Annotated in this window: 20 protein-coding genes; 5 read left to right on the top strand and 15 right to left on the bottom strand. The window is 72.9% G+C overall.

From position 1 onward, the window contains the following. Positions 1-23 precede the first annotated feature (23 nt). The 3 genes from def to ACOJVX_RS08110 are packed head-to-tail and all read left to right on the top strand — an operon-like array spanning position 24 to position 2,938. Positions 24-572, top strand: coding sequence for a peptide deformylase (gene def / locus ACOJVX_RS08120; RefSeq protein WP_103055521.1), 549 nt, complete (start codon positions 24-26; stop codon positions 570-572). 3 nt (positions 573-575) lie between these two features. Further along, positions 576-1,505: a methionyl-tRNA formyltransferase gene (gene fmt / locus ACOJVX_RS08115; protein ID WP_026418858.1), complete on the top strand. Its 930-nt coding sequence runs from the start codon at positions 576-578 to the stop codon at positions 1,503-1,505. Beyond that, on the top strand, positions 1,502-2,938 hold the full coding sequence (locus ACOJVX_RS08110; RefSeq protein WP_026418859.1) for an RsmB/NOP family class I SAM-dependent RNA methyltransferase: 1,437 nt from the start codon (positions 1,502-1,504) through the stop codon (positions 2,936-2,938). Before fmt ends, ACOJVX_RS08110 begins: the two co-directional genes overlap by 4 nt. Before the next feature lie 230 nt (positions 2,939-3,168). Here the strand turns inward: ACOJVX_RS08110 and ACOJVX_RS08105 are convergent, their stop codons facing one another. Next, the gene (locus tag ACOJVX_RS08105) at positions 3,169-5,208 is read right to left on the bottom strand and encodes a primosomal protein N' (RefSeq protein ID WP_030227718.1); all 2,040 of its coding nucleotides are present in this window, start codon (positions 5,206-5,208) and stop codon (positions 3,169-3,171) included. Positions 5,209-5,546: 338 nt separating this feature from the next. On the opposite strand from ACOJVX_RS08105, the gene ctaD reads away from it, so the two are divergent. Then, the gene (ctaD, locus tag ACOJVX_RS08100) at positions 5,547-7,325 is read left to right on the top strand and encodes a cytochrome c oxidase subunit I (protein ID WP_081715433.1); all 1,779 of its coding nucleotides are present in this window, start codon (positions 5,547-5,549) and stop codon (positions 7,323-7,325) included. 141 nt (positions 7,326-7,466) lie between these two features. Here the strand turns inward: ctaD and metK are convergent, their stop codons facing one another. The 12 genes from metK to pyrR form a co-directional block, all read right to left on the bottom strand. Next, the gene (gene metK, locus ACOJVX_RS08095; RefSeq protein WP_030106301.1) at positions 7,467-8,681 is read right to left on the bottom strand and encodes a methionine adenosyltransferase; all 1,215 of its coding nucleotides are present in this window, start codon (positions 8,679-8,681) and stop codon (positions 7,467-7,469) included. Between the two features lie 76 nt (positions 8,682-8,757). Then, positions 8,758-10,020, bottom strand: a complete 1,263-nt coding sequence (gene coaBC, locus ACOJVX_RS08090) for a bifunctional phosphopantothenoylcysteine decarboxylase/phosphopantothenate--cysteine ligase CoaBC (RefSeq protein ID WP_422647380.1) — start codon at positions 10,018-10,020, stop codon at positions 8,758-8,760. Next, a complete protein-coding gene (gene rpoZ / locus ACOJVX_RS08085) occupies positions 10,017-10,307 on the bottom strand; it encodes a DNA-directed RNA polymerase subunit omega (RefSeq protein WP_051313960.1) in 291 nt (96 codons plus the stop codon). Before rpoZ ends, coaBC begins: the two co-directional genes overlap by 4 nt. A gap of 118 nt (positions 10,308-10,425) precedes the next feature. Next, a complete protein-coding gene (gene gmk / locus ACOJVX_RS08080; protein WP_081715434.1) occupies positions 10,426-11,049 on the bottom strand; it encodes a guanylate kinase in 624 nt (207 codons plus the stop codon). Further along, complete coding sequence (gene mihF, locus ACOJVX_RS08075; protein ID WP_026418865.1) at positions 11,046-11,363, bottom strand: integration host factor, actinobacterial type; 318 nt, start codon at positions 11,361-11,363, stop codon at positions 11,046-11,048. Before mihF ends, gmk begins: the two co-directional genes overlap by 4 nt. 905 nt (positions 11,364-12,268) lie before the next feature. Next, positions 12,269-13,120 carry an orotidine-5'-phosphate decarboxylase gene (gene pyrF / locus ACOJVX_RS08070; protein ID WP_418155445.1) on the bottom strand — a complete coding sequence of 284 codons (852 nt, stop codon included), beginning with the start codon at positions 13,118-13,120 and terminating at the stop codon, positions 12,269-12,271. Further along, a complete protein-coding gene (gene carB / locus ACOJVX_RS08065) occupies positions 13,117-16,422 on the bottom strand; it encodes a carbamoyl-phosphate synthase large subunit (RefSeq protein ID WP_026418867.1) in 3,306 nt (1,101 codons plus the stop codon). The genes pyrF and carB overlap by 4 nt, the downstream gene beginning before the upstream one ends. A gap of 86 nt (positions 16,423-16,508) precedes the next feature. Continuing rightward, a complete protein-coding gene (gene carA / locus ACOJVX_RS08060) occupies positions 16,509-17,633 on the bottom strand; it encodes a glutamine-hydrolyzing carbamoyl-phosphate synthase small subunit (RefSeq protein WP_418155447.1) in 1,125 nt (374 codons plus the stop codon). 64 nt (positions 17,634-17,697) lie between these two features. Beyond that, positions 17,698-18,222: a hypothetical protein gene (locus tag ACOJVX_RS08055; RefSeq protein WP_030106306.1), complete on the bottom strand. Its 525-nt coding sequence runs from the start codon at positions 18,220-18,222 to the stop codon at positions 17,698-17,700. After that, the gene (locus ACOJVX_RS08050) at positions 18,219-19,526 is read right to left on the bottom strand and encodes a dihydroorotase (protein WP_026418870.1); all 1,308 of its coding nucleotides are present in this window, start codon (positions 19,524-19,526) and stop codon (positions 18,219-18,221) included. The genes ACOJVX_RS08055 and ACOJVX_RS08050 overlap by 4 nt, the downstream gene beginning before the upstream one ends. Continuing rightward, entirely contained in the window at positions 19,523-20,455 is a 933-nt protein-coding gene (locus tag ACOJVX_RS08045; RefSeq protein ID WP_026418871.1) for an aspartate carbamoyltransferase catalytic subunit, read from the bottom strand. The genes ACOJVX_RS08050 and ACOJVX_RS08045 overlap by 4 nt, the downstream gene beginning before the upstream one ends. Further along, positions 20,452-21,051 (bottom strand): bifunctional pyr operon transcriptional regulator/uracil phosphoribosyltransferase PyrR, encoded by a 600-nt coding sequence (pyrR, locus tag ACOJVX_RS08040; RefSeq protein WP_026418872.1) that lies wholly within the window; start codon positions 21,049-21,051, stop codon positions 20,452-20,454. The genes ACOJVX_RS08045 and pyrR overlap by 4 nt, the downstream gene beginning before the upstream one ends. 257 nt (positions 21,052-21,308) lie before the next feature. On the opposite strand from pyrR, the gene ACOJVX_RS08035 reads away from it, so the two are divergent. Then, positions 21,309-21,797 (top strand): transcriptional regulator BldD, encoded by a 489-nt coding sequence (locus ACOJVX_RS08035; protein WP_016698573.1) that lies wholly within the window; start codon positions 21,309-21,311, stop codon positions 21,795-21,797. Between the two features lie 45 nt (positions 21,798-21,842). Here ACOJVX_RS08035 and nusB read toward each other — a convergent pair whose 3' ends face one another. Both nusB and efp read right to left on the bottom strand, forming a co-directional pair. Then, entirely contained in the window at positions 21,843-22,262 is a 420-nt protein-coding gene (nusB, locus tag ACOJVX_RS08030; protein ID WP_026418873.1) for a transcription antitermination factor NusB, read from the bottom strand. After that, positions 22,262-22,825 (bottom strand): elongation factor P, encoded by a 564-nt coding sequence (efp, locus tag ACOJVX_RS08025; RefSeq protein ID WP_026418874.1) that lies wholly within the window; start codon positions 22,823-22,825, stop codon positions 22,262-22,264. The genes nusB and efp overlap by 1 nt, the downstream gene beginning before the upstream one ends. Positions 22,826-22,837 lie beyond the last annotated feature (12 nt).

Raw genomic sequence — 22,837 nt, 5'->3', positions numbered from 1 at the left:
GCCCGTGAGGGGAGGAGCAACCCGTGACCGCCCAGCCCCTCCGGCTCTTCGGGGACCCCGTGCTCCGCGCACCCGCCGTCGAGGTCACGGCGTTCGACGACGACCTCCGCCGACTGGTGCGCGCCCTGTGGGACACGATGGAGGCCCACCGGGGCGCCGGCCTGGCCGCACCCCAGATCGGGGTGGGCCTACGGGTGTTCACCTACCACTGCGACGGCGCCGCCGGTCACCTCGTCAACCCCACCCTGGAGGTGCTGGGCGACGAGGTCCGGGAGGCCGGGGAGGGGTGCCTGTCCATCCCCGACCTGACCACCTCCTGCCGCCGCCACCGCTCCGTCCTGGCCCGTGGCTGGAACATGCGCGGGGAGCCCGTGGAGGTGCGGGGCGGTGAACTGCTGTCCCGCTGCCTGCAACACGAGACCGACCACCTCAACGGGGTGCTCTACCTCGACCGGGTCTCCTCCGACACCCGGCAGGACGCCCTGGAGCGGATCCGGACGGCCGACTGGTTCGGTCACGGCCGCTCCACCCCCGACGACAACCCGAACCCGTCTCCCGGAAGGGGCCGCTGACTCGTGCGACTCGTCTTCGCCGGAACCCCGGAGGTCGCGCTGCCCTCGCTGCGCGCGCTGCTCGCCTCCCCACGGCACGAGGTGGCGGCGGTCGTCACCCGCCCCGACGCCCGCGCCGGCCGGGGCCGCCGCGTGCTGCGCTCCCCGGTCGCGGAACTCGCGGCCGACCACGGCGTGGAGGTCCTCTCCCCCGCCAGGGCCGGCGACCCCGAGTTCCGGGCCACCCTCACCGACCTGGCGCCGGACTGCTGCCCGGTCGTCGCCTACGGGGCGCTGCTCCCGCAGGCCACGCTCGACATCCCCCGCCACGGCTGGGTGAACCTGCACTTCTCGCTGCTGCCCGCGTACCGTGGTGCCGCCCCGGTGCCCGCCGCGGTGCGGGCCGGGGAGGACCACACCGGTGCGTCCACGTTCCGCCTGGTGCGTGAGCTCGACGCCGGCCCGGTGTACGGGGTGGTGACCGAACGGATCGACCGGCGGGACACGGCGGGGGACCTGCTGGACAGGCTCGCGGTGTCCGGGGCCGACCTGCTCCTCGCCACGCTCGACGGCATCGAGGACGGCTCGCTGCGGGCCCGGGACCAGCCGGCGGAGGGCGTCAGCTACGCCCCCAAGATCGAGGTGGCCGACGCCAGGGTCGACCTGACCAGGCCGGCCCTCGCGGTCGACCGCCTGGTGCGGGCCGTCACACCGGACCCCGGTGCCTGGGCGGAGTTCCGGGGCGAACGGTTGAAACTGGGCCCGGTGCTGCCGGTCGTGGTCGACGACCGACCGCCCCCGGGCCGGATCGTCGTGGAACGCCGGCGGGTGCTGGTGGGCACGGCGACCGACCCGGTGGTCCTCGGCGAGGTCCAGGCACCGGGGAAGAAGCGGATGGCCGCCGTCGACTGGGCGCGCGGCGCCCGAGTCGAGGCAGGAGAGGAACTGGCGTGAGCAACCCCGACCGACACGGCCGACGCAGGCCCCGACCGAACGACAGGTCCCGGCCGCCCCGGGGCAGGAAGGGACCGGCCCGACCCCCGGTGGAGGACGCCGCCAGGCAGGCCGCCCTGGACACGGTGGCGGCGGTCCGCGAACGCGACGCCTACGCCAACCTGGTGCTGCCCGGGCTGCTGCGGGAACGGCGGATCTCCGGCCGGGACGCGGCCCTGGCCACCGAACTCGCCTACGGCACCTGCCGGGCCAGGGGCCTGCTCGACGCCATCCTCGACGAGTGCAGCGACCGGCCCTTCGACAAGGTCGACGGCCCGCTCCAGGACGTCCTGCGGCTGGGCGCGTACCAGCTGTTGCGCACCCGGGTTCCCGAGCACGCCGCGGTGTCCACCACCGTGGACCTGGCCAGGGCCGCCGTCGGGTCCTTCGCAGCCGGGTTCGTCAACGCGGTGCTGCGGCGGGTGCTGGAGCACGACGAGGCGGGCTGGGTGGACCGGTTGGCTCCGGACCCCGCTCGCGACGCGGTGGGGAACCTGGCCTTCCGCCACGCCCACCCCCGGTGGATCGCGCAGGCCTTCGCCGACGCGCTCGGCGACACCGGCGAGGAACTGCGGGAGGCCCTGGCTGCCGACGACGCCCGGCCGGCCGTGCACCTGGTCGCCCGCCCCGGTGAGGTCAGCGCCGACGAACTCGCCGCGATGACCGGCGGCGACGTCGCCCCCTACTCGCCCTACGCGGTGCGGCTCGACCCCGGTGCCGGGGACCCGGCCGACCTGGAGCCGCTGCGGGAACAGCTCGCGGCGGTGCAGGACGAGGGCAGCCAGCTCGCGGCACTGGCGCTGACCAGGGCCCCGCTGACCGGGTCGGACCAGCGGTGGCTGGACCTGTGCGCCGGGCCGGGCGGCAAGGCGACCCTGTTGGGCGCGTTGGTCGGGCTGGACGGGGGCACCCTGGACGCCGTGGAACCGTCCGCGCACCGCGCCGCCCTGGTACGCGGGGTGACGGGCGACCTGCCGGTCACGGTCCACGAGGCCGACGGTCGCGCGCCGGAGCTGCCGGCCGGCTCCTACGACCGGGTCCTGGTCGACGCGCCGTGCACCGGGCTGGGAGCGCTCCGCCGCCGCCCGGAGGCCCGGTGGCGTCGCCAACCCTCGGACCTCGCGGCGTTGGCCCGGCTCCAACGGGAACTGCTGGCCTCCGCCCTGGGCCTGGTCCGACCGGGCGGGGTGGTCGCCTACGTCGTCTGCTCGCCCCACCTGCGGGAGACCGTGGAGACGGTGGACGACGTGCTGCGCGGCGGCGGGGTGGAACAGCTCGACGCCCGTCCCGCGTTCCCCGGGGTCGACCAGCTGGGCGACGGGCCGCACGTCCAGCTGTGGCCGCACCGGCACGGCACGGACGCGATGTTCTGCGCCCTCCTCCGGAAGCTCTGACCCACGAGGTCGCGCGCGGGCCGGCGCCGGACGCGGTCCGTCGGCCTCTGGTGGGGAGCCGTGGCGGGCTTGGTGGCGCTCGGATCGCCCGGGCGGTGGGTCAGTTGGCGGCTGCCGCCCCGCCGACCGGTCGGGTCGGCGGGGCGCGCGCACGCCGTCCCGCCCGCGCCTCCCGGGGTTCGCGGCCCCGACCCGGGCCGACGTCGCCCGCCGTTCGGCCGCGCCGCCCTTCAGAGCGGGTCGGGCGGATCCACCCGCACCCGGACCACCTCGGTGTCCTTCCGGGCGGACCGCACGGCCGTCGCCGCCGCCACCGCCGCCACCAGCTCCCGTCCGTGCTCGACCGGCACCCGCAGCAACACCCGCTCCCTCGGCCCGCCCGCGTCGTCGCCACCACCGGCTCCCGGCCCCGGCGCGCCCCGGGGCTCCACGGGGACCGGGCCGAGCACCTCGGCCGTCGGGGGGAGGGTGAGGGTGTCGAGCATCTCGGCGAGCGCGGCGGGACCACCGTCCAACGCGCACATCCGCACCGTCGGGGGGAAGCCGAGTTCCCGCCGCTCCGCCAGCTCCCGTGAGGCGTGCCAGGCGGGCGCCCACCGGACCAACGCCCGCACCGGGGACAACCCGGGGTCCGCGACCACCACCACCCGACCGCCCTCGCCGGCCGGTCGCACCAGGGCCGCGGCGGTGAACCAGCGGCGCAACGCCTCCTCGGCCGCCCGGAGGTTCGGCCGTCCCAGGAGCGCCCACCCGTCCAGCAGCAGCGCGGCGCCGTACCCACCGGGAACGACGGGTTCGGCGCCCGGGGTGCACACCACCAGCGCGGGCCCGGCGGGGACGTCGTGCAGCACCTCCTCCCCCCCGGAGGTGCGCACCACCGCCCCCGGGAAGGCCCGGCCGAGCTCCTCCGCCGTCCGCCGCGCGCCGACGACGGTGGCCCGCAGGCGGCGGGAGCCGCACTGGGCGCACCGGAAACCCGCCTCCGGGCTGCCGCACCACCGGCAGGCCGGGGGCAGCGGCGTGCCGTCATCCCCCGCCGGCAGCGCCAACGGCCCGGCGCACCGCCGGCACCGGGCCGGGGCCCGGCAGCTCGCGCAGGCCAACGCCGGCACGTAACCGCGCCTCGGCACCTGCACCAGGACAGGTGCTCCCGAGGACAGCGCCGCCCGCGCCGCCTCGAAGGCGATCCCCGGCAGCCGCGCCGACCTGGCAGCCGGGTCCCGGGCCAGCTGCGTCTCGTCCCCGGCCGCGTCCACCCTGGGCGCGGCCACCCGGACCTGCTCCCGGGTGGGCGCGATCTCCCGCGCCCACCCGCTCTCGACGAACAGCTGGGCCTCCACGGAGCGGGTGAAGGCACCGACGAGCAGGGACGACCCGGCGACCCGCGCCCGCGTCGTGAGGATCTCCCGCACGTGGGGGTAGGGGACCCGGGGGAAGGCGTGCTCCTCGTCCCCGTCGTCCCAGATCGCCACCAGCCCCGGATCACGCACCGGGGCGAGCGCCGCCGCCCTGGTGCCCACCACGACCCGGGCCTGACCGCGCGACACCCGGAGCCACTGCCGGTAGCGCTTGGCCGGCCCGAGGTCAGCGGACAGGGTCGCCACCACGTCCGGCCCCATCAACGAGGCGCAGGCCTGCCCCACCCGGCGCAGGTCGCGGTAGTCGGGGACCACCAGCAGGGCCCCTCGACCGGTGGACGCGGCGGCCGCGGCGAGTTCGGCGAGACGCGCGGGCCAGTCCTCCCCCGGCATGGCCTGCCAGACCGCGCGCGCCGGGCGCCCCCCGCGCACCGCCTCCAGGAACGCGCCACCCAGGGGGTAGCGGTCCCATGCCTCCCCCGGTGGCGGTGCGGGGTCGGGGGCCGGCTCCCCGACCGGTTCCCGCTCCACCCTGGCGTGACGGGGAGGCACCGCCAGCCGGAGCAGGTCGTAGTGCGATCCGGCGTAGCGGTCGGCCAACGTCCTGGTGAGCTCCGCCATCTCCCGGTCGAACACCGGTTCGGGGGACACCACCCGCTCCAGCCACACCAGCCTGGCCGGGGGGACCTCGCTGCGCTCGACCCGCTCCAGCAGGAAACCGTCGAGGTGCTGCCCGGCGAACCGCACGCGGACCCGGACGCCCGGTGCGGCGTCCTCGTCGAGGTCGGCCGGCACGAGGTAGTCGAAGGCGTGGTTCAGGTGCGGGTTGGACAGGTCGACGCAGACCCTGGCGATCGGCAGGCGTTCCGCCGGCCTCCGCTCACCCCGTCGACCCGGGTCCCTCCCTGCCATACCGCCGGGTTTACCAGACCTCACCGACCCGGGGTGCCGGTGGTGCCGCCGGGGGCCACCCGGGGGAGCGGGCCGGTCCGGCCCGGGTGGTGGTCAACCGCCGCCGGGCCGGGAGGGGACCGGCGCGGCCGACGGCGGACCGGCCCTGAGCCCCCACCCCGCCGAACGATGCCAAACCCTTATTTGTGATTCCTCCCGCGACTTCCGTCAAGTTGGTTCACCCACTCCAACAGAAAACAACTCTGACGGGCGACATTGATTTTGCCTGCCGAATACCCGCTTCTACGCTGCCCCGGAACGTGACACCTACCGCCGGACAGACAGGTGGACAACGCGCGATGACGACCTCGGCGACTCGGCCCACGCCCACGATCATTGAGGTAAGCCACCCGCCGCAGCCGAGGGGTTCGTCCTTCACCGTCTACCTGCGCACCACCGACCACAAACGGATCGGGCTGCTCTACCTGGTCACGGCGATGATGTTCTTCCTGGTGGGTGGCGTCCTGGCGCTGCTGATGCGCGCCGAACTCGCCCAGCCGGGGCTCCAGTTCCTCTCCAACGAACAGTACAACCAGCTCTTCACCATGCACGGCACGATCATGCTGCTGCTGTTCGCCACCCCCATCGCCTTCGGTTTCGCCAACTACGTCATGCCGCTCCAGATCGGCGCCCCGGACGTCGCGTTCCCCCGGTTGAACGCCTTCTCGTACTGGCTTTTCCTCTTCGGCGGCGCGATCGCGACCGCCGGGTTCCTCACCCCCGGCGGGGCCGCCGACTTCGGCTGGTTCGCCTACGCCCCGCTGCACAACGCCGAGCACTCGCCAGGGCTGGGCGGGGACCTGTGGGTGAGCGGCCTGATCGTCTCCGGCCTCGGCACCATCCTGGCCGCGATGAACGTGATCACCACGATCATCTGCCTGCGCGGCCCGGGGATGACGATGTTCCGGATGCCCATCTTCACCTGGAACATGTTGTTGACCAGCGTCCTGGTCCTGATGGCGTTCCCGATCCTGACGGCGGCGCTGTTCGGCATGATGGTCGACCGGCACCTCGGCGGAAACGTCTTCGACCCCGCCACCGGGGGCGCGATCCTCTGGCAACACCTGTTCTGGTTCTTCGGCCACCCCGAGGTCTACATCGTGGCGCTGCCGTTCTTCGGCATCGTCAGCGAGGTCATCCCGGTGTTCAGCCGAAAACCGCTCTTCGGCTACAAGGGCCTCGTCTTCGCCACCCTGGCCATCACCGGGCTCTCGGTCACCGTGTGGGCGCACCACATGTTCGCCACCGGGGCGGTGCTGCTGCCGTTCTTCGCCTTCACCTCGTTCCTCATCGCGGTGCCGACGGGGGTGAAGTTCTTCAACTGGATCGGCACGATGTGGCGGGGTCAACTGACCTTCGAGTCCCCGATGCTCTTCAGCGTGGGCTTCCTGGTGACCTTCCTGCTGGGCGGCCTGTCCGGGGTGCTGCTCGCCTCACCGCCGGTCGACTTCCACGTCTCGGACACGTACTTCGTGGTCGCCCACTTCCACTACGTGCTGTTCGGCACCATCGTGTTCGCGGTCTTCGCCGGCATCTACTTCTGGTTCCCCAAGATGACCGGCCGGATGCTGGACGAACGGCTGGCCAAGCTCCACTTCTGGACGACCTTCATCGGCTTCCACGGGACCTTCCTCGTCCAGCACTGGCTCGGGGTGGAGGGGATGCCCCGCCGCTACGCGGACTACCTGCCCAGTGACGGGTTCACCACGCTGAACACCCTGTCCACCGTGTTCTCGTTCCTGCTGGGCGCGTCGACGCTGGCGTTCCTGTGGAACGCGGTGAAGAGCTACCGCTTCGGGCAGCCGGTGACCGTGGACGACCCCTGGGGCTTCGGCAACTCGCTGGAATGGGCGACGAGCTCTCCCCCGCCCCGGCACAACTTCCTGGAACTGCCCAGGATCCGTTCGGAACGGCCGGCGTTCGAGCTGCACTACCCGCACATGATCGAGCGGATGCGGCTGGAGGCGCACACCGGCGGCGGTCACGGCCCGGCGGAGGACGCGCCGGCACCGTCCGAACGGGCCGCCCACGCCCTCCAGCCGCCGGAGGAGCGGCCCTCCGACCCCCGGGAGCACTGATCGGGGAGCTTCCGGCAGGGGCGAGCGGGCGGCGGGTGGAGACCCGCCGCCCGAGGTGCGCCACGGGGCCGGGGGCGGCCCGGTCCGGCGGCCGGTACCGGGGATGGCGACGCCCCGACGGGGGATGGGGGTGGGTGCGGGTCAGGCGCCCGCGCTGGCCCGCAGCGCGTCCACCCGGTCCGCGCGCTCCCAGGGCAGGTCGAGGTCGGCCCGCCCGAAGTGCCCGTAGGCGGCGGTCGGCGCGTAGATCGGGCGCAGCAGGTTCAGGTCCCGGATGATCGCCGCCGGTCGCAGGTCGAAGACCTCGTTGATGGCAGCCTGGATCTTCAGCGGGTCCACCGTCTCGGTGCCGAAGGTCTCCACGAACAGGCCCACCGGGGCCGCCTTGCCGATCGCGTAGGCGACCTGCACCTCGACGCGGGTCGCGAGCCCGGCGGCGACGACGTTCTTCGCCACCCACCGCATCGCGTAGGCCGCGGATCGGTCGACCTTCGACGGGTCCTTGCCGGAGAAGGCGCCACCGCCGTGCCGGGCCATCCCGCCGTAGGTGTCGACGATGATCTTGCGTCCGGTCAGCCCGGCGTCGCCCATCGGGCCGCCCAGCACGAAACGGCCGGTCGGGTTGACCAGCAGGCGGACGTCGCTGGTGTCCAGGCCGATGTCGGCGATCTCCGGGGCCATCACCTGCTCGCGGATGTCGACGGCGAGCATCCGCTCCAGGTCGATGTCCGCCGCGTGCTGCGAGGAGACCACGACGGTGTCCAACCGCACCGGCTGGTCGCCGGCGTACTCGATGGTGACCTGCGTCTTGCCGTCCGGCCGCAGGTAGGGCAGCACGCCGTCCTTGCGGACCCTGGTGAGCCGGCGCGACAGCCGGTGGGCCAGGGCGATCGGCAGCGGCATCAGCTCGGGGGTGTCGGTGCAGGCGAAGCCGAACATCAACCCCTGGTCGCCGGCGCCCTGGCGGTCGATCTCGTCCTCGGCCCCGCCGACCCGGGACTCGAACGCGGTGTCCACGCCCTGCGCGATGTCGGGGGACTGCGCTCCGATCGCGACGTTCACCCCGCAGGAGTTCCCGTCGAAGCCCTTCGCGGAGGAGTCGTACCCGATGTCGAGGATGACGTCACGGACGATGGTGGGGATGTCGGCGTAGGCCTCGGTCGTGACCTCACCGGCCACGTGGACCTGGCCGGTCGTCACCAGCGTCTCCACCGCGACCCGCGAGCGCGGGTCCTTGGAGAGCAGGGCGTCCAACACCGAGTCGCTGATCGCATCGCAGATCTTGTCCGGATGTCCCTCGGTCACCGACTCCGAGGTGAACAATCTGCGCCCTTGCTCGCTCACGTGACTCTCCATCTGTTCTCCCTGCCCGGACCGTCCGAGGCGCCGCATGCTGATCCTGTCCGTAACCGACACGGGAACGCACGTGGATTCAGGCTAGCGTTGAGCCCTCGCCTCGATCTCGTCCGGCGGTGGCACGTGCCACCGCGTCCCAGAGTGTGGACGCCAGCAGGTTCTTACTGCCCACGGGGATCCGCCGTTCGGAGCCGTCGCCGCCCAACAACCAGCCGGAGTTGACCGGGACCTCGAAGGCCAGCCCGTCCCCGACGACGTTGACGAGCAGGAAGTCGACGCCCTTCCTGGCCAGCTTCGCCCGCCCGTGGTGCAGCGGGTCACCGGTCCCGTCACCGGTCTCCGCGGCGAAGCCCACCACCAGCTGACCGGGGCGCCGCCGCTCCACCAGCTCGGTGAGGATGTCGGGGTTGCGGACGAGGCGGACCGGTTCCGGGTCGCTCCCCGTCTTCTTGATCTTGGACGGCGCGGTCGACTCGGGCCGGAAGTCGGCGACGGCGGCGGCCATCACCAGGATGTCGGCCTCCGGCGCTGCCTGGTGCATGGCCTCGCGGAGCTCCGCGGCGGTGCGCACCCGCTCGACGCGCACCCCCGAGGGCACGGGGAGGTCCGTGGTGTTCGCCGCCACCAGCGTGACGTCGGCGCCCCGCTGCGCGGCGACCCTGGCCAGGGCGTGCCCCTGCCGACCGGAGGACCGGTTGCCGAGGAACCGCACCGGGTCGAGGGGCTCGCGGGTGCCGCCGGCGGAGACCACGACCCGACGACCGACCAGGTCGCGGGGCAGCGCGTCCGCGCGGTCGAGCAGCAGCTCCGCGAGCTCGACGATCTCCTCGGGGTCGGGCAGGCGCCCCTTGCCGGTGTCGGAGCCCGTGAGCCGCCCGGAGGCGGGTTCCAGGACGACGACGCCCCTGCGGCGGAGGAGGGCCACGTTGTCCCTGGTCGCCGGGTGCTCCCACATCTCGGTGTGCATGGCGGGCGCCATCAGCACCGGGCACCGGGCCGTCAGCAGGGTGTTGGTCAACAGGTCGTCCGCGAGACCGTGCGCGGCCCTGGCCAACAGGTCAGCCGTGGCGGGGGCCACCAGCACCAGCTCAGCCTGACGGCCCAGCCGCACGTGCGGCACCTCGGGCACGTCCGCGAAGACGTCGGACCGGACGGGTTGCCCGGACAGGGCCTCGAAGGTGGCCGCTCCCACGAACCGCAGCGCCGAGGCGGTGGGCACGATCCGAACCCGGTTCCCCGCCTCGGTGAGCCGCCGGGAGACCTCGCAGGCCTTGTACGCGGCGATACCGCCGCCCACACCGAGAACGATGTCGTGGGCGGCTGCCGGGTTCGGGGTCACTCGCCTTCGGTGTGCTCGAGCAGGCCGCTGTGGATCTCGCGCAGGGCGATCGACAGGGGCTTCTCCCTGGGGCCGGGCTCCACCAGCGGACCGACGTACTCCAGCAGGCCCTCGCCGAGCTGGGCGTAGTAGTCGTTGATCTGGCGCGCGCGCTTGGCGGAGTAGATCACCAGGGCGTACTTCGAGCTGACCTGGCCGAGCAGGTCGTCGATCGGAGGGTTGGTGATGCCCTCCAGGTTGGTGCTCGACGGGGCACCGAGAGTGCCCAGTTCGGTGGGGGTGATCACGTGTGCGCTCCTGCTGTCGACGGTGTGGTCCGATTCTAGACGGCCATGCGTGCTCCGGGCCGGTGCCACGGTCGCGGGGCCGGCCGGTCGCCCGTGGCGGCCGGTGCGCGGACGTCTGTCAGGGGCCGTGGTCCGAGGCGTCCGCCGTGTTCCGGTGTCCTGCTCTCGGGTCAGGCCCGGTCAACAAGGCTAGCAACCGCTCGGCGGCGCTGTTCACGTCCTCGTTCACCACGACCACGTCGAACTCGGAACGGGCCGCGAGCTCGGCGCGGGCCGTCGCCAGCCGGCGCTCCACGACCTCCGGGCTCTCGGTGCCCCGGCCGACGAGCCGTTCCACCAGGACCTCCCAGCTGGGCGGCGCGACGAAGACCAGCAGGGCCTCGGGGAGCACCGCGCGCAGGCTCCTGGCGCCCTGGAGGTCGAGCTCCACGAGCGCCGGCCGGCCGCTGGCCACCCGGTCCTCGACCGGTTGCCTGGGGGTGCCGGAGCGGTGGGTACCGCCGTGGATCTCGGCCCACTCGAGCAGGTCGCCGTGCTCGATCATCTCGTCGAACCTGTCGGGGCCGACGAAGTGGTAGTCCCGGCCGTCCACCTCGCCCGGCCTGGGCTGGCGGGTGGTGGCCGAGACGCTGAACCACAGGTCGGGCAGCAGCTCGCGAAGCCTGCCGACCACACTGCTCTTGCCTACGCCCGAGGGGCCGGCCAGGACGACCAGCCGACCCCTCTGATCAGGACTTCTCACTCCGCGCTGAACTCGGCGAGCAGCGCCTTGCGCTGACGGTCGCCAAGTCCGCGGAGACGACGACTGGGGGCGATTTCCAAGCGTTCCATGATCTGCTGCGCCCGGACCTTGCCGACACCGGGCAGGGCTTCCAGCAGGGCGGACACCTTCATCTTGCCCAGGACCTCGTTCTCGTCCGCGGCGGTCAGCACCTCCTTCAGGTTGGTGCCACCGCGCTTGAGGCGCTCCTTGAGCTCCGCCCGGGCACGGCGGGCAGCAGCCGCTTTCTCCAACGCTGCGGCCCGCTGCTCCTCGGTCAGCTGGGGAAGGGCCACGATCTCCTCCGTGGTGTGGGTTCCTCTGAATCGGTGCCGCGACCGTACCGACCGCGCGTGACGCGGCACAACACGGGTACGGCATATCCAGGCGATTTGGCCCGGACACCGCCAACAAACTGGCGTGGCGGCACAACGTACCGCTCGCCTCCGGACGGTTGTTACCCAGGGTACGGATCTTGTCCGAAGGGGATCCCGCCGGACGGCGGCCCGGGCACCAAATGAGATGATCTTGAATCAGGGAAGGGTGCCGCACCTGCCCGGCGCGGCGGTGCGGCACGGTCCGGCGCCCACCGCCGGGCACCGGATCACCGCCATCACCGAGGAGGGGACCACCAGGTGGACGAGGCAGGAGGCCCCGACACACGCCACGGGACGTCTCGACTGGTCAGAGCGCTGTCGTGCTCCCCGCCGCCCTGATCCGGCCCCAGCCGGGCCCCCGGCGGGAAGGGGGGCGGGGCGCCCTCGACCCCGGCGGCGGCGTCCGCTGGTACACCCTCCGCGCCCGACCCGAGGAGCGGCGCGGCGGCCCACCGCCGCCCGCCGCCAACCCGGCCGGGACGCGCCCACGGCCTCACCAGCGGCGGAGCGGTGGCCGGGGGTGAACTCCCCGACCCCGAACCCGAGGAGCGGCCTGGGCACCGTTGAAAGTGGCCACGCTCACAGCCGAAAGCGGGACATGGTCCGGTTCGCCTCCCGACCACCGACCGATCCGCCGCCGACAACCGGTCCGAACCCGGCCACCTCCGGCCCACTCGCCCGCATCCCGGCGGCACCCGTCCGGCGGCGTGTCCCGCGCCACGGGGTGGTCCCGGTGCCCCGGGCGCGCGGGCTCGCCCGGGCGCTCCCACCACCGGTCGGCCCGTACCGGCCCGCTCCCGCACCCCGGGCCGGGGGGACAGCGGTCAGCCGGCCAGGTCGGCCACCGCGTCCCTGGTCCGCCGTGCGGCGTCCCGCAGGGCGGCCACGTCGGGTCCGTGCCGCAGGACGTCCCGGGACGAGGTCGGCAGCACGTGCCGGAGCACCCCGCCGAAGTTGCGCCGCAGGTCCGCCACGGTGCCGCCCTGCGCCCCGAAACCCGGTGCCAGCACCGGGCCGTTGAGCCGCGACAGGTCCAGGTCGAGCCGGGGTAGGTTCGCGCCGATCACGACGCCGACCGCGCCCGGCCCCTCCCCTTCGGGGTTGTGCCGGCCGGCGGCGTCCACGATCCCCTGGGCGACGGTCCCCGACCCGGCGTCCGCCCGCTGCACCTCGGGGCCCTCCGGGTTCGAGGTCGCGGCGAGGACGAACAGCCCCCGGCCCGTCTCCCTCGCCGCCGCCAGTGCCGGGTCGAGCGACCCGAACCCCAAGTAGGGCGAGACCGTCAGCGCGTCGGCGGCCAGCGGGGCGCCCTCCGCGAGGTACGCGGCCGCGTAGGCGGCCATCGTGGAGCCGATGTCGCCGCGTTTGGCGTCGAGCAGGACCAGCGCCCCCGCGGCGCGCACGTCGGCCAGCACCCGTTCCAGCACGGCCACGCCCCGCGCGCCGTACGCCTCGAAGAACGCCGACTGCGGTTTCACGACCGCGACCTCCGAGGCGAAGGCCTCCACGCAGCTCCGCGCGAACGTCTCCAACCCGTCGGCGGTGGCGGGCAGCCCCCAGTCCGCGAGCAGCGCCGGGTGCGGGTCGATCCCGACGCACAGCGGGCCACGCTCGGCGCGCAGCGCGGCGAGCCGACGGCCGAAGGCTTCCCGCCGGCCGGAGTCCTGATCCGTCACGCGCGTCCCTTCCGCAGCGCCGCCTGCAGGTCCTGCAACGAGCGGACCCCGATGTCGTCCCTGATGGCGGCCTCGATGCCCTGCACGGCCGCCGCGGCGCCCTGCACGGTGGTGATGCAGGGGATGTCCCTGGCGACCGCCGCCGTGCGGATCTCGTAGCCGTCCACGCGGGGGCCGTGGTTGCCGTAGGGGGTGTTGATGACCATCTGGACCTCACCGGCCCTGATCTGGTCGACGATGTTCCCGCTGCCCTCGTAGTGCTTGCGCACCACGGTGGAGGCGATGCCGTTCCGGCGCAGCACCTCGGCGGTGCCCGAGGTCGCCAGGATCTCGAAGCCCAGGTCGACCAGCCGCTTGACCGGGAAGACCAGCGAGCGCTTGTCCCGGTTGGCCACGGAGACGAAGACCCGGCCCGAGGTGGGCAGCGACCCGTAGGACGCGGCCTGCGACTTGGCGAAGGCCGGGCCGAAGGCCACGTCGATCCCCATCACCTCACCGGTGGACTTCATCTCCGGCCCCAGCAGCGAGTCCACCCCGTGCCCCTCCGGGGTGCGGAAGCGGTGGAAGGGCAGGACCGCCTCCTTGACGGCGACCGGGCTGTCGGCCGGCAGGTCGAGCCCGTCACCGGTGGCCGGGAGGAGCCCCTCCCCGCGCAGCTCGGCGATCGTCGCGCCGAGCATGATCCGGGCGGCCGCCTTGGCCAGGGGGACGCTGGTGGCCTTCGAGACGAACGGCACGGTCCGGCTGGCCCGGGGGTTGGCCTCCAGGACGTAGAGCACGTCCTCCTTCAGGGCGAACTGCACGTTGAGCAGGCCACGGACCCCGAGGCCCCTGGCGAGCCGTTCCGTGCAGCGCCGCACCTCCTCCAGGTCGGTCTGGCCGAGGGTGATCGGGGGGAGCGCGCAGGAGGAGTCGCCGGAGTGGACACCGGCCTCCTCGATGTGCTCCATCACGCCGCCCAGGAACACGTCGTCGCCGTCGCACAGGGCGTCGACGTCGATCTCGACGGCGTCGTCGAGGAACCGGTCCACCAGCACCGGGTGCTCCGGGGTGACCTCGGTGGCCCGCTCGATGTAGCTGGCCAGGGACTCCTCGCCGTAGACGATCTCCATGCCCCGACCGCCGAGCACGTAGGAGGGCCGGACGAGCACCGGGTACCCGATCTCGTCGGCGATGCGCCTGGCGCCCTCGAAGGAGGTGGCGGTGCCGTACCGGGGAGCGGTGAGCCCCGCCTCGCGGAGCACCTCCCCGAAGGCGCCCCTGTCCTCGGCCAGGTGGATCGCCTCGGGCGGCGTGCCCACGACCGGCACCCCGGCCTCCGCGAGCCGCCGGGCCAGACCGAGGGGGGTCTGACCGCCGAGCTGGACGACGACGCCCGCCACCGTCCCCGACCGCTGCTCGGAGTGGACGACCTCCAGGACGTCCTCCAGGGTCAACGGCTCGAAGTACAGCCGGTCGGAGGTGTCGTAGTCGGTGGAGACGGTCTCCGGGTTGCAGTTGACCATGACGGTCTCGAAGCCGGCCTCCCGCAGCGCCATCGCGGCGTGCACGCAGGAGTAGTCGAACTCGATGCCCTGACCGATGCGGTTCGGGCCCGAACCCAGGATGATGACCTTCGGGCGTTCCCGCTGCTCGGTGACCTCGGACTCCGCGGCGGGGTCGGCCTCGTAGGCCGAGTAGTGGTAGGGCGTGCGCGCGGCGAACTCGGCCGCGCAGGTGTCCACCGTCTTGTACACCGGGCGGACACCGAGCCGGTGGCGCAGCGCGCGCACCCCGTCCTCCCCGGCCAGTTCGGGGCGCAGGGCGGCGATCTGGCGGTCGGAGAAGCCGCACCGCTTGGCCCGCCGCAGCAGGGCCTCGTCGACCACCGGGGCCCCGATGACCGTGGCCCGCAGCTCGACGAGCGAGGCGATCTGGTCGACGAACCACGGGTCGATCCCGGAGGCCTCGGCCACCTGGTCGACGGTGGCCCCCAGCCGCAGCGCGCGCTCCACGGTGTAGAGGCGGCCGTCGTGGCCGGTGGCCAGCGCGGCGAGGGTGTCCTCCAGGCTGGTGCCCGCCGGGTCCTGCCTGGTCCAGAACCCGACCGCCTTGGTCTCCATCGAACGCAGCGCCTTGCCCAGCGCCTCCACGAAGCTGCGGCCGAGGGACATCGCCTCGCCGACGCTCTTCATGGTGGTGGTCAGGGTCGGGTCGGCGCCCGGGAACTTCTCGAAGGCGAAGCGGGGGATCTTGACCACGACGTAGTCGAGGGTCGGTTCGAAGCTCGCCGGCGTCTCGCCGGTGATGTCGTTCTGGATCTCGTCCAGGGTGTAGCCGATGGCGAGCTTCGCGGCGATCTTGGCGATCGGGAACCCGGTCGCCTTGGATGCCAGCGCGGAGGACCGCGACACCCGGGGGTTCATCTCGATCACCACGAGCCTGCCGTTCGCCGGGTTCACCGCGAACTGGATGTTGCAGCCGCCGGTGTCGACGCCGACCTCGCGGAGCACCGCGATGCCCACGTCGCGCATCCGCTGGTACTCGCGGTCGGTCAGCGTCATCGCGGGCGCCACGGTGACCGAGTCCCCGGTGTGCACGCCCATCGGGTCGACGTTCTCGATGGAGCAGACGACCACGACGTTGTCCGCGCGGTCCCGCATCAGCTCGAGCTCGTACTCCTTCCAGCCGAGCACGCTCTCCTCGATGAGCACCTCGTGCACCGGGCTCTCGGTGAGGCCGATGGTGGCGAGCCGCTCCAGCTCCTCCTCGGTGTGGGCCATGCCCGAGCCGAGACCGCCCATGGTGAAGCTGGGGCGGATCACCACCGGCAGCCCGAGTTCGGCGACGCACTCGCGGACCTCGTCCATCGAGCGGCACACCCGGCTCCCGGGGACCTCACCGCCGACGTCCCGGACGATGTCCTTGAACCGCTGCCGGTCCTCGCCCCGCTGGATCGCCTCGATGTCGGCGCCGATCAGCTCGACCCCGTACCGCTCCAGCACACCCCGCTCGGCCAGGGCGACCGCCGTGTTCAACGCGGTCTGGCCGCCCAGGGTGGCCAGGATCGCGTCCGGCCGCTCCGCGGCGATGACCTTCTCCACGAACTCGGGGGTGATCGGCTCCACGTAGGTGGCGTCCGCGAACTCGGGGTCCGTCATGATCGTCGCCGGGTTGGAGTTGACCAGGCTGACCCGCAGCCCTTCCTCCCGCAGCACCCGGCAGGCCTGGGTGCCGGAGTAGTCGAACTCACACGCCTGGCCGATCACGATCGGTCCGGAGCCGATCACCAGGACATGGGAGATGTCGTCGCGCTTGGGCATCGGGTTCGCCCCGCCCCTCTTTCGTCGTCAGCTCGCGGTCACCGGAAGCCGGCTCACCGTCGGTGTGCAGTGGTCAGGTGTGGGCGTCAGCGCCCGGAGCGGTCCATCAGCCCGGCGAAGCGGTCGAACAGCGGCGCCGCGTCGTGGGGTCCGGCGGCGGCCTCCGGGTGGTACTGCACGCTGAAGGCGGGGGCCTCCAGGCACCGCAGCCCCTCGACCGTGCCGTCGTTCGGGCAGTAGTGGCTGACCTTGGCCGGGCCGAAGTCGGTGTCGAACACCTCGCCCGGCTCGCCCTCGACGGCGAAGCCGTGGTTCTGCGCGGTGATCGCGACCTGCCCGGTCTCCACGTCGATGACCGGGATGTTGATGCCCCGGTGGCCGTACCGCATCTTGTAGGTGCCCCGCCCCAGGGCGCGGCCGAGGATCTGGTTGCCGAAGCAGATGCCGAACAGCGGCACCCGGGCGGCCAGCACGGCCCTGGCCAGGGCGACGGCGGTGTCGGCGGTGGCGGGGTCGCCGGGGCCGTTGGAGAGGAACACCCCGTCGGGCGCGGCGGCGAGCAGCTCCTCGGCCGACGTGCCCAGGGGGAGGACGTGGACCTCCATGCCCCTGGCCGCCATCATGCGCGGCGTGTTCGACTTGATGCCCAGGTCCAGGGCGGCGACGGTGTACCGGCGTTCGCCGACGGCGGGGACCACGTACGGCTCGCTCGTGGTGACGTCGCCGGCGAGGTCGGCTCCCACCATGCCCTCGGAGCCCAGGACCTGGGTGAGCAGTTCCTCGTCACCGGCCACCGCGTCGCCGGAGAAGACCCCGGCCCGCATGGCCCCCCGCTCCCGGAGGTGGCGGGTCAGCGTGCGGGTGTCGACGCCGGCGATGCCGACGACGCCCTGCTCGCGCAGCGCGTCCTCCAGCGAGCGGGTGGACCGCCAGTTGGAGGGGACCCTGGCGGGGTCGCGGACGACGTAGCCGGAGACCCAGATCCGGTGGGACTCGTCGTCCTCGTCGTTCCACCCGGTGTTGCCGATCTGCGGGGCGGTCTGCACCACGATCTGGCGGTGGTAGGAGGGGTCGGTCAGCGTCTCCTGGTAACCGGTCATCCCGGTGGAGAAGACGACCTCGCCGAGGGACTGCCCCACGGCTCCGTACGCCTCGCCCCGGAACACCCTGCCGTCCTCGAGTACCAGCGCCGCTGCGGAACGGTCGATCATCGCGCCTGGACCTCCGATGTGGTCGTGTGGGGGGCCGCCGCCGCGGCGCTGCTCGCGCGCGGCGTCACGGCGTGGTCCTGGTGGTGGTGCTCTCCTCGGCCACCGCGCGGATCCGCTCGACCCAGGTCTCGTCGTCGGCGCGGTCGTCGGCCCGGAACGCGAGGTCGAGGACGTACTCGCCGTGCCGCCATGACACCACGAGCAGGCCGTCACCCGGCATGACCTTGCCGGCGAGCTTGCTGTCCAGCCGGGCGTCGACGAGGTCGGCCGCGGCGATCCAGATCGGGCTGGCGGCGACCCGGTCGACCAGCAGCCCCGCCGGCAGCAGCCGGAGGGTGGCCACCGAGCGGTGTCCCAGGTCACCGACCACGATGCGGTCCTGCCAGTTGCCACCGCTGGTGGCGCCGACGTAGACGCCGGTCAGCTCGGGCAGCAGCGCGGGGTCGGTGAGGGCGCCGGCTGGCGGGGCGGGGAAGTCGCCGAGCAGGGCTTCCTGCCGGGTGGCCCGGCGCTGCCAGCCGCGCCACATGCCGTACACGCACAGCGCGAACACCGCGAGCACCAGCAGGGTGAGAAGCAGTCGGATCACGAGAGAACCTTCCCGTCTAGCGAGGTCAACCGGCCGCGGAGCATCGTCGCGGCCACGGTGGCCGGCAACTCCATGCCCTCGAAGGGCGTGTTGTCGGCGATGCTGGCCAGCTCACCACCCCGCACGACCCAGCGGGCCTCGGGGTCGACCAGGGTCAGGTTCGCCGGCTCGCCGACGCGGAGGGGTCGCCCCTGGTCCGCGAGCCCGGCGATCTCCGCCGGGCGCTCGCTCATCACACGGGCGACCCCGCGCCAGTCCAGCAGGCCGGTCTCCACCATCGTCAGCACCACCACGGACAACGCGGTCTGGAGCCCGAGCATCCCCGGACGTGCGCAGGCCCACTCCGTGTCCTTCTCCTGGGGGGCGTGCGGCGCGTGGTCGGTGGCCACGCAGTCCACCACCCCCTCGGCCAGGGCGGTGCGCAGCGCCTCGGTGTCGGCGGCGGTGCGCAGCGGCGGGTTGACCTTGTTCACCGGGTCGTAGGTGGCCAGCCGCTCGTCGGTGAGCAGCAGGTGGTGGGGGGTGACCTCGGCCGTGATCGTGCCCTCACCCCGGCCCCGGGCCCACCGGAGCACGTCGGCGGTGCCGGCGGTGGAGACGTGGCAGACGTGCAGCCGCCCACCCGTGTGGTGGGCCAGCAGGCAGTCCCGGGCGACGACCGACTCCTCCGCGGGGGCCGGCCAGCCCGCCAGCCCCCGCTCGGCGGCCGCCGGCCCCTCGTGCGCCTGGGCGCCACCGGTGAGCCTCGGGTCCTCGGCGTGCTGGGCGACGACCCCGCCGAGCGCCCGGGTGTACTCCAGCGCGCGACGCATCAGCAACGGGTCGGACACGCAGTGGCCGTCGTCGGAGAACAGCCGGACCCCGGCCCTGGACCGGGCCATCGCGCCGAGTTCGGCGAGCCGTTCGCCGCGCAGGCCCACACTGACGGCCCCGATCGGGTGGACGTCGACGAGGCCGACGTCCCGGCCGCGCTGCCAGACGTACTCGACGATGACGGGGTTGTCGGCGACCGGGTCGGTGTTGGCCATCGCGAACACGGCGGTGTACCCGCCCAGGGCCGCCGCCTCCGAGGCGGTCTGGACGGTCTCGGTGTCCTCCCGCCCCGGTTCCCGCAGGTGGGTGTGCAGGTCGACGAACCCGGGCAGGGCCACCAGCCCCTGGGCGTCGACCACCCGGTCGGCCCGCTGGGTGACCCGCCCGATCTCGGCGATCCGGCCGTCGGCGACGAGCACGTCGACCGGCTCCCCCTCGCCGTAGGGCAGGACGCCCCGGAACAGGGTCGTTCCCGCGTCGGTCCCGCTCATACCGCGGTCTCCTCTCCGGCCAGCAGGTGGTAGAGCACCGCCATCCGCACGTGCACGCCGTTGCGGACCTGGTCGGTGACGAGCGACCGGGGCGAGTCCGCGACGGCGTGGCTGATCTCCATGCCCCGGATCATCGGGCCCGGGTGCAGCACCGGCGCGTGCTCGGGCAGCCGCGCGAGCCGGCGCTCGTTCAGGCCGTAGGCGATGGCGTACTCGCGGGCCGACGGGAAGAAGCTGCCGTGCATCCGTTCCGCCTGCACGCGCAGCACCATCACCGCGTCGGCGCCCTCGAGGGACTCGTCGAGGTCGTGGGTCACCCGCACCGGCCAGTCCCGCACCCCGGTCGGGAGCAGGGTGGGCGGGGCCACGAGGACGACCTCGGCGCCGAGGCGGTGGAGCAGGCGCACGTTGGACCGGGCCACCCTGCTGTGCAGGACGTCGCCGACGATGACGATCCGCCGGCCGGTCAGCTCGCCGAGGCTCTCCCGCAGGGTCTGGGCGTCCAGCAGCGCCTGGGTGGGGTGCTCGTGGGTGCCGTCGCCCGCGTTGACCACGGAGGTGCCGTGGTCTGCGAGCCAGTCCGCGACCCGGCGGGCGGCGCCGGACGCCGGGTGCCGCAGGACCACGCAGTCGGCGCCGGCCGCGGCCAGGGTGAGAGCGGTGTCACGCAGCGACTCCCCCTTGCCGACGGAGGACCCGGTCGCCGAGACGTTGATGACGTCGGCGCTCATCCACTTGCCGGCGACCTCGAACGACACCCTGGTCCGGGTGGAGTTCTCGTAGAAGGCGGTGACGACGGTGCGGCCCCGCAGCGTGGGCAGCTTGCGCACCTCCCGGCCGAGCAGGGTCTGTTTGAGCTTGTCCGCGGTGTCCAGGATGGCGGCGACGTCCTCGCCCCCCAGGTCGCTGGCGGACAGCAGATGCCTCATCGGCTGGTCTCCGTTCCCCTTCTCCGCAGCAGGACGGCGTCTGTCCCGTCGGTTTCGCGCAGCTGGACGGAGACGCCCTCGTCCCGCGCGGTCGGCACGTTCTTGCCCACGTAGTCGGCGCGGATCGGCAGCTCGCGGTGGCCCCGGTCGATGAGGACGGCCAGCTGCACGGCGCGTGGTCGCCCGTGGTCGCGCAGGGCGTCCAGCGCGGCCCGCACGGTGCGACCGGAGAAGAGGACGTCGTCGACCAGGACCACCAGCGCGTCGTCGATGCCGTCAACCGGAAGGCTGGTCGATTCGAGCGCCCGGGTGGGCCGGCGGCGGAGGTCGTCCCGGTAGAGGGTCACGTCGAGGGTGCCGGTGGGAATAGTCACACCGCTGAATTCCGCGATCTTCGCGGCCAGCCTGCGGGCCAGCGGGGCACCCCGGCTGGGGATGCCCAACAGCAGCACCCGGTCGGCGTCCTCCGCGTCGGGAGTGGTGCGCTCGATGATCTGGTGCGCGATCCTGGCGATGGTGCGCGCGACGTCGGCGGCGGCGAGCAGCTGGCGCTGTTCGCCCTGGTCCGCCGCGCCCGCGCGGGTGCGTGGCGCCACGAAGTGGACCCCCTTCCCCGCCTCGCTGGACGGGTCATTAAAGGACGTCTGGTCTCCGGCTGGGCCGGACACCCCGGACAGTAGCAGGCTGCGATGTGTCAATCTTCCGGGTGGTGTCACAAACTCGCCCGGCCGTCGCAGCGTCATCAGCTTGACCTAGTGACGTTGCCGAGCGACCATTACTCTGCGTATTGATTTAGGTCTTCCCGCAGCCCTGTCTAGCGGCTGACGGGGCGAATGAAACGGAGAACCGCTACATGGGCGACTACGCCAAGGCGCTGGGCGCCAAGCTCCGCGCGATCCGCCAGCAGCAGGGCCTGTCGCTGCATGGTGTCGAGCAGAAGTCCGGCGGGCGGTGGAAGGCCGTCGTCGTCGGGTCGTACGAGCGTGGTGACCGGGCCGTCACCGTCCAGAAGCTCGCGGAGCTGGCCGACTTCTACGGCGTCCCCGTGGCGGAGCTGCTGCCTGAGGGGCGGGTTCCGTCCGGGGCGGAGCCAGCCACCAAGATTGTGATCAATCTGGAACGGCTGCAACAGCTCCCCGCGGAGAAGGTGGGTCCGTTGGCCCGCTACGCGGCCACCATCCAGAGCCAGCGTGGCGACTACAACGGCAAGGTGCTGTCCATCCGCACCGAGGACCTGCGCTCGCTGGCCATCATCTACGACATGTCGCCGGGCGAACTCACCGAGCAGCTCATCGACTGGGGTGTGCTGCCGCCGGAGGCCCGGCCCGCCAAGGAGGACTGAGCCGAACCGGGCCCGCACCCCTCGCGGGCCCGGTCACCGCTCCCGTCAGCGGGTGGCCCGCAACCGGTGGGCTATCCGCCCGATCCGGTCCAGGACTCCGTTGACGAACCTCGGCGAGTTGTCCGTCGACAGGGTCCTGGCCAGCTCGACCGCCTCGTCGATGGCGACGGCGTCGTCGACGTCGTCCGCCCAGAGCAGCTCGTAGAGGCCGAGGCGGAGCACGGCCCGGTCCACGGCCGGCATCCTGGCCAGGGTCCACCCCTCGGCGTACTGGGAGATCAGCTCGTCGATCCTGGCCCGGTTCGCCGTGATCCCCTCGACCAACGTCACGGTGTACTCCCGGACGGGGGGCAGGTCCGGGTGGCCCATCCGCTCGGTCAGCATGGTCACCGCGTCCTCGCCACGCACGTCGGCCTCGAACAGGATGTCGACCGCGCGTTTGCGGGCCTTGCTGCGGGCACCCATTACGAGTTCACGCGCCCCAGGTAACGACCGTCGCGAGTGTCGACCTTGACCTTGTCCCCGGTGTTGAGGAACAGGGGCACCTGGATCTCCGCGCCGGTCTCGAGGGTCGCCGGCTTGTTGCCCCCGGTGGAGCGGTCGCCCTGGAGCCCGGGGTCGGTGTGCTTCACGACGAGCTCGACCGAGGCCGGCAGTTCGACGTAGAGCGGCGTGCCCTCGTGCACCGCCACGATGGCGGTCTGGTTCTCCAGCATGAACTTGGCGGCGTCCCCGACGGTCTCGGCCGGCACCGGGAGCTGGTCGTAGGTCTCCGCGTCCATGAACACGAAGTCGCCGCCGTCGGGGTAGAGGTAGGTCATCTCCCGCTTGTCGACGTTGGCGGTCTCCACCTTCACGCCGGCGTTGAAGGTCTTGTCGACAACCTTGCCGGACAGCACGTTCTTCAGGGTGGTGCGGACGAACGCACCACCCTTGCCGGGCTTGACGTGCTGGAACGACACCACGGACCACAACTGTCCGTCGAGGTTGAGCACCAGTCCGTTCTTGAGGTCGTTAGTGCTGGCCACTGTGGTGGTCTC

Source organism: Actinoalloteichus caeruleus (assembly GCF_049311605.1).
GTDB classification, from domain to species: domain Bacteria; phylum Actinomycetota; class Actinomycetes; order Mycobacteriales; family Pseudonocardiaceae; genus Actinoalloteichus_B; species Actinoalloteichus_B caeruleus.
This window is presented reverse-complemented; position numbering and strand designations above follow the sequence as displayed.

Excerpts from the sequence above, each read along its gene's own strand:
- carA (WP_418155447.1), bottom strand. The coding sequence starts at position 17,633 with ATGATCGACCGTTCCGCAGCGGCGCTGGTACTCGAGGACGGCAGGGTG.
- ACOJVX_RS08105 (WP_030227718.1), bottom strand. The coding sequence starts at position 5,208 with ATGGCAGGGAGGGACCCGGGTCGACGGGGTGAGCGGAGGCCGGCGGAA.
- ACOJVX_RS08035 (WP_016698573.1), top strand. The coding sequence starts at position 21,309 with ATGGGCGACTACGCCAAGGCGCTGGGCGCCAAGCTCCGCGCGATCCGC.
- ctaD (WP_081715433.1), top strand. The coding sequence starts at position 5,547 with ATGACGACCTCGGCGACTCGGCCCACGCCCACGATCATTGAGGTAAGC.
- ACOJVX_RS08050 (WP_026418870.1), bottom strand. The coding sequence starts at position 19,526 with ATGAGCGGGACCGACGCGGGAACGACCCTGTTCCGGGGCGTCCTGCCC.
- metK (WP_030106301.1), bottom strand. The coding sequence starts at position 8,681 with ATGGAGAGTCACGTGAGCGAGCAAGGGCGCAGATTGTTCACCTCGGAG.
- ACOJVX_RS08045 (WP_026418871.1), bottom strand. The coding sequence starts at position 20,455 with ATGAGGCATCTGCTGTCCGCCAGCGACCTGGGGGGCGAGGACGTCGCC.
- carB (WP_026418867.1), bottom strand. The coding sequence starts at position 16,422 with ATGCCCAAGCGCGACGACATCTCCCATGTCCTGGTGATCGGCTCCGGA.
- nusB (WP_026418873.1), bottom strand. The coding sequence starts at position 22,262 with ATGGGTGCCCGCAGCAAGGCCCGCAAACGCGCGGTCGACATCCTGTTC.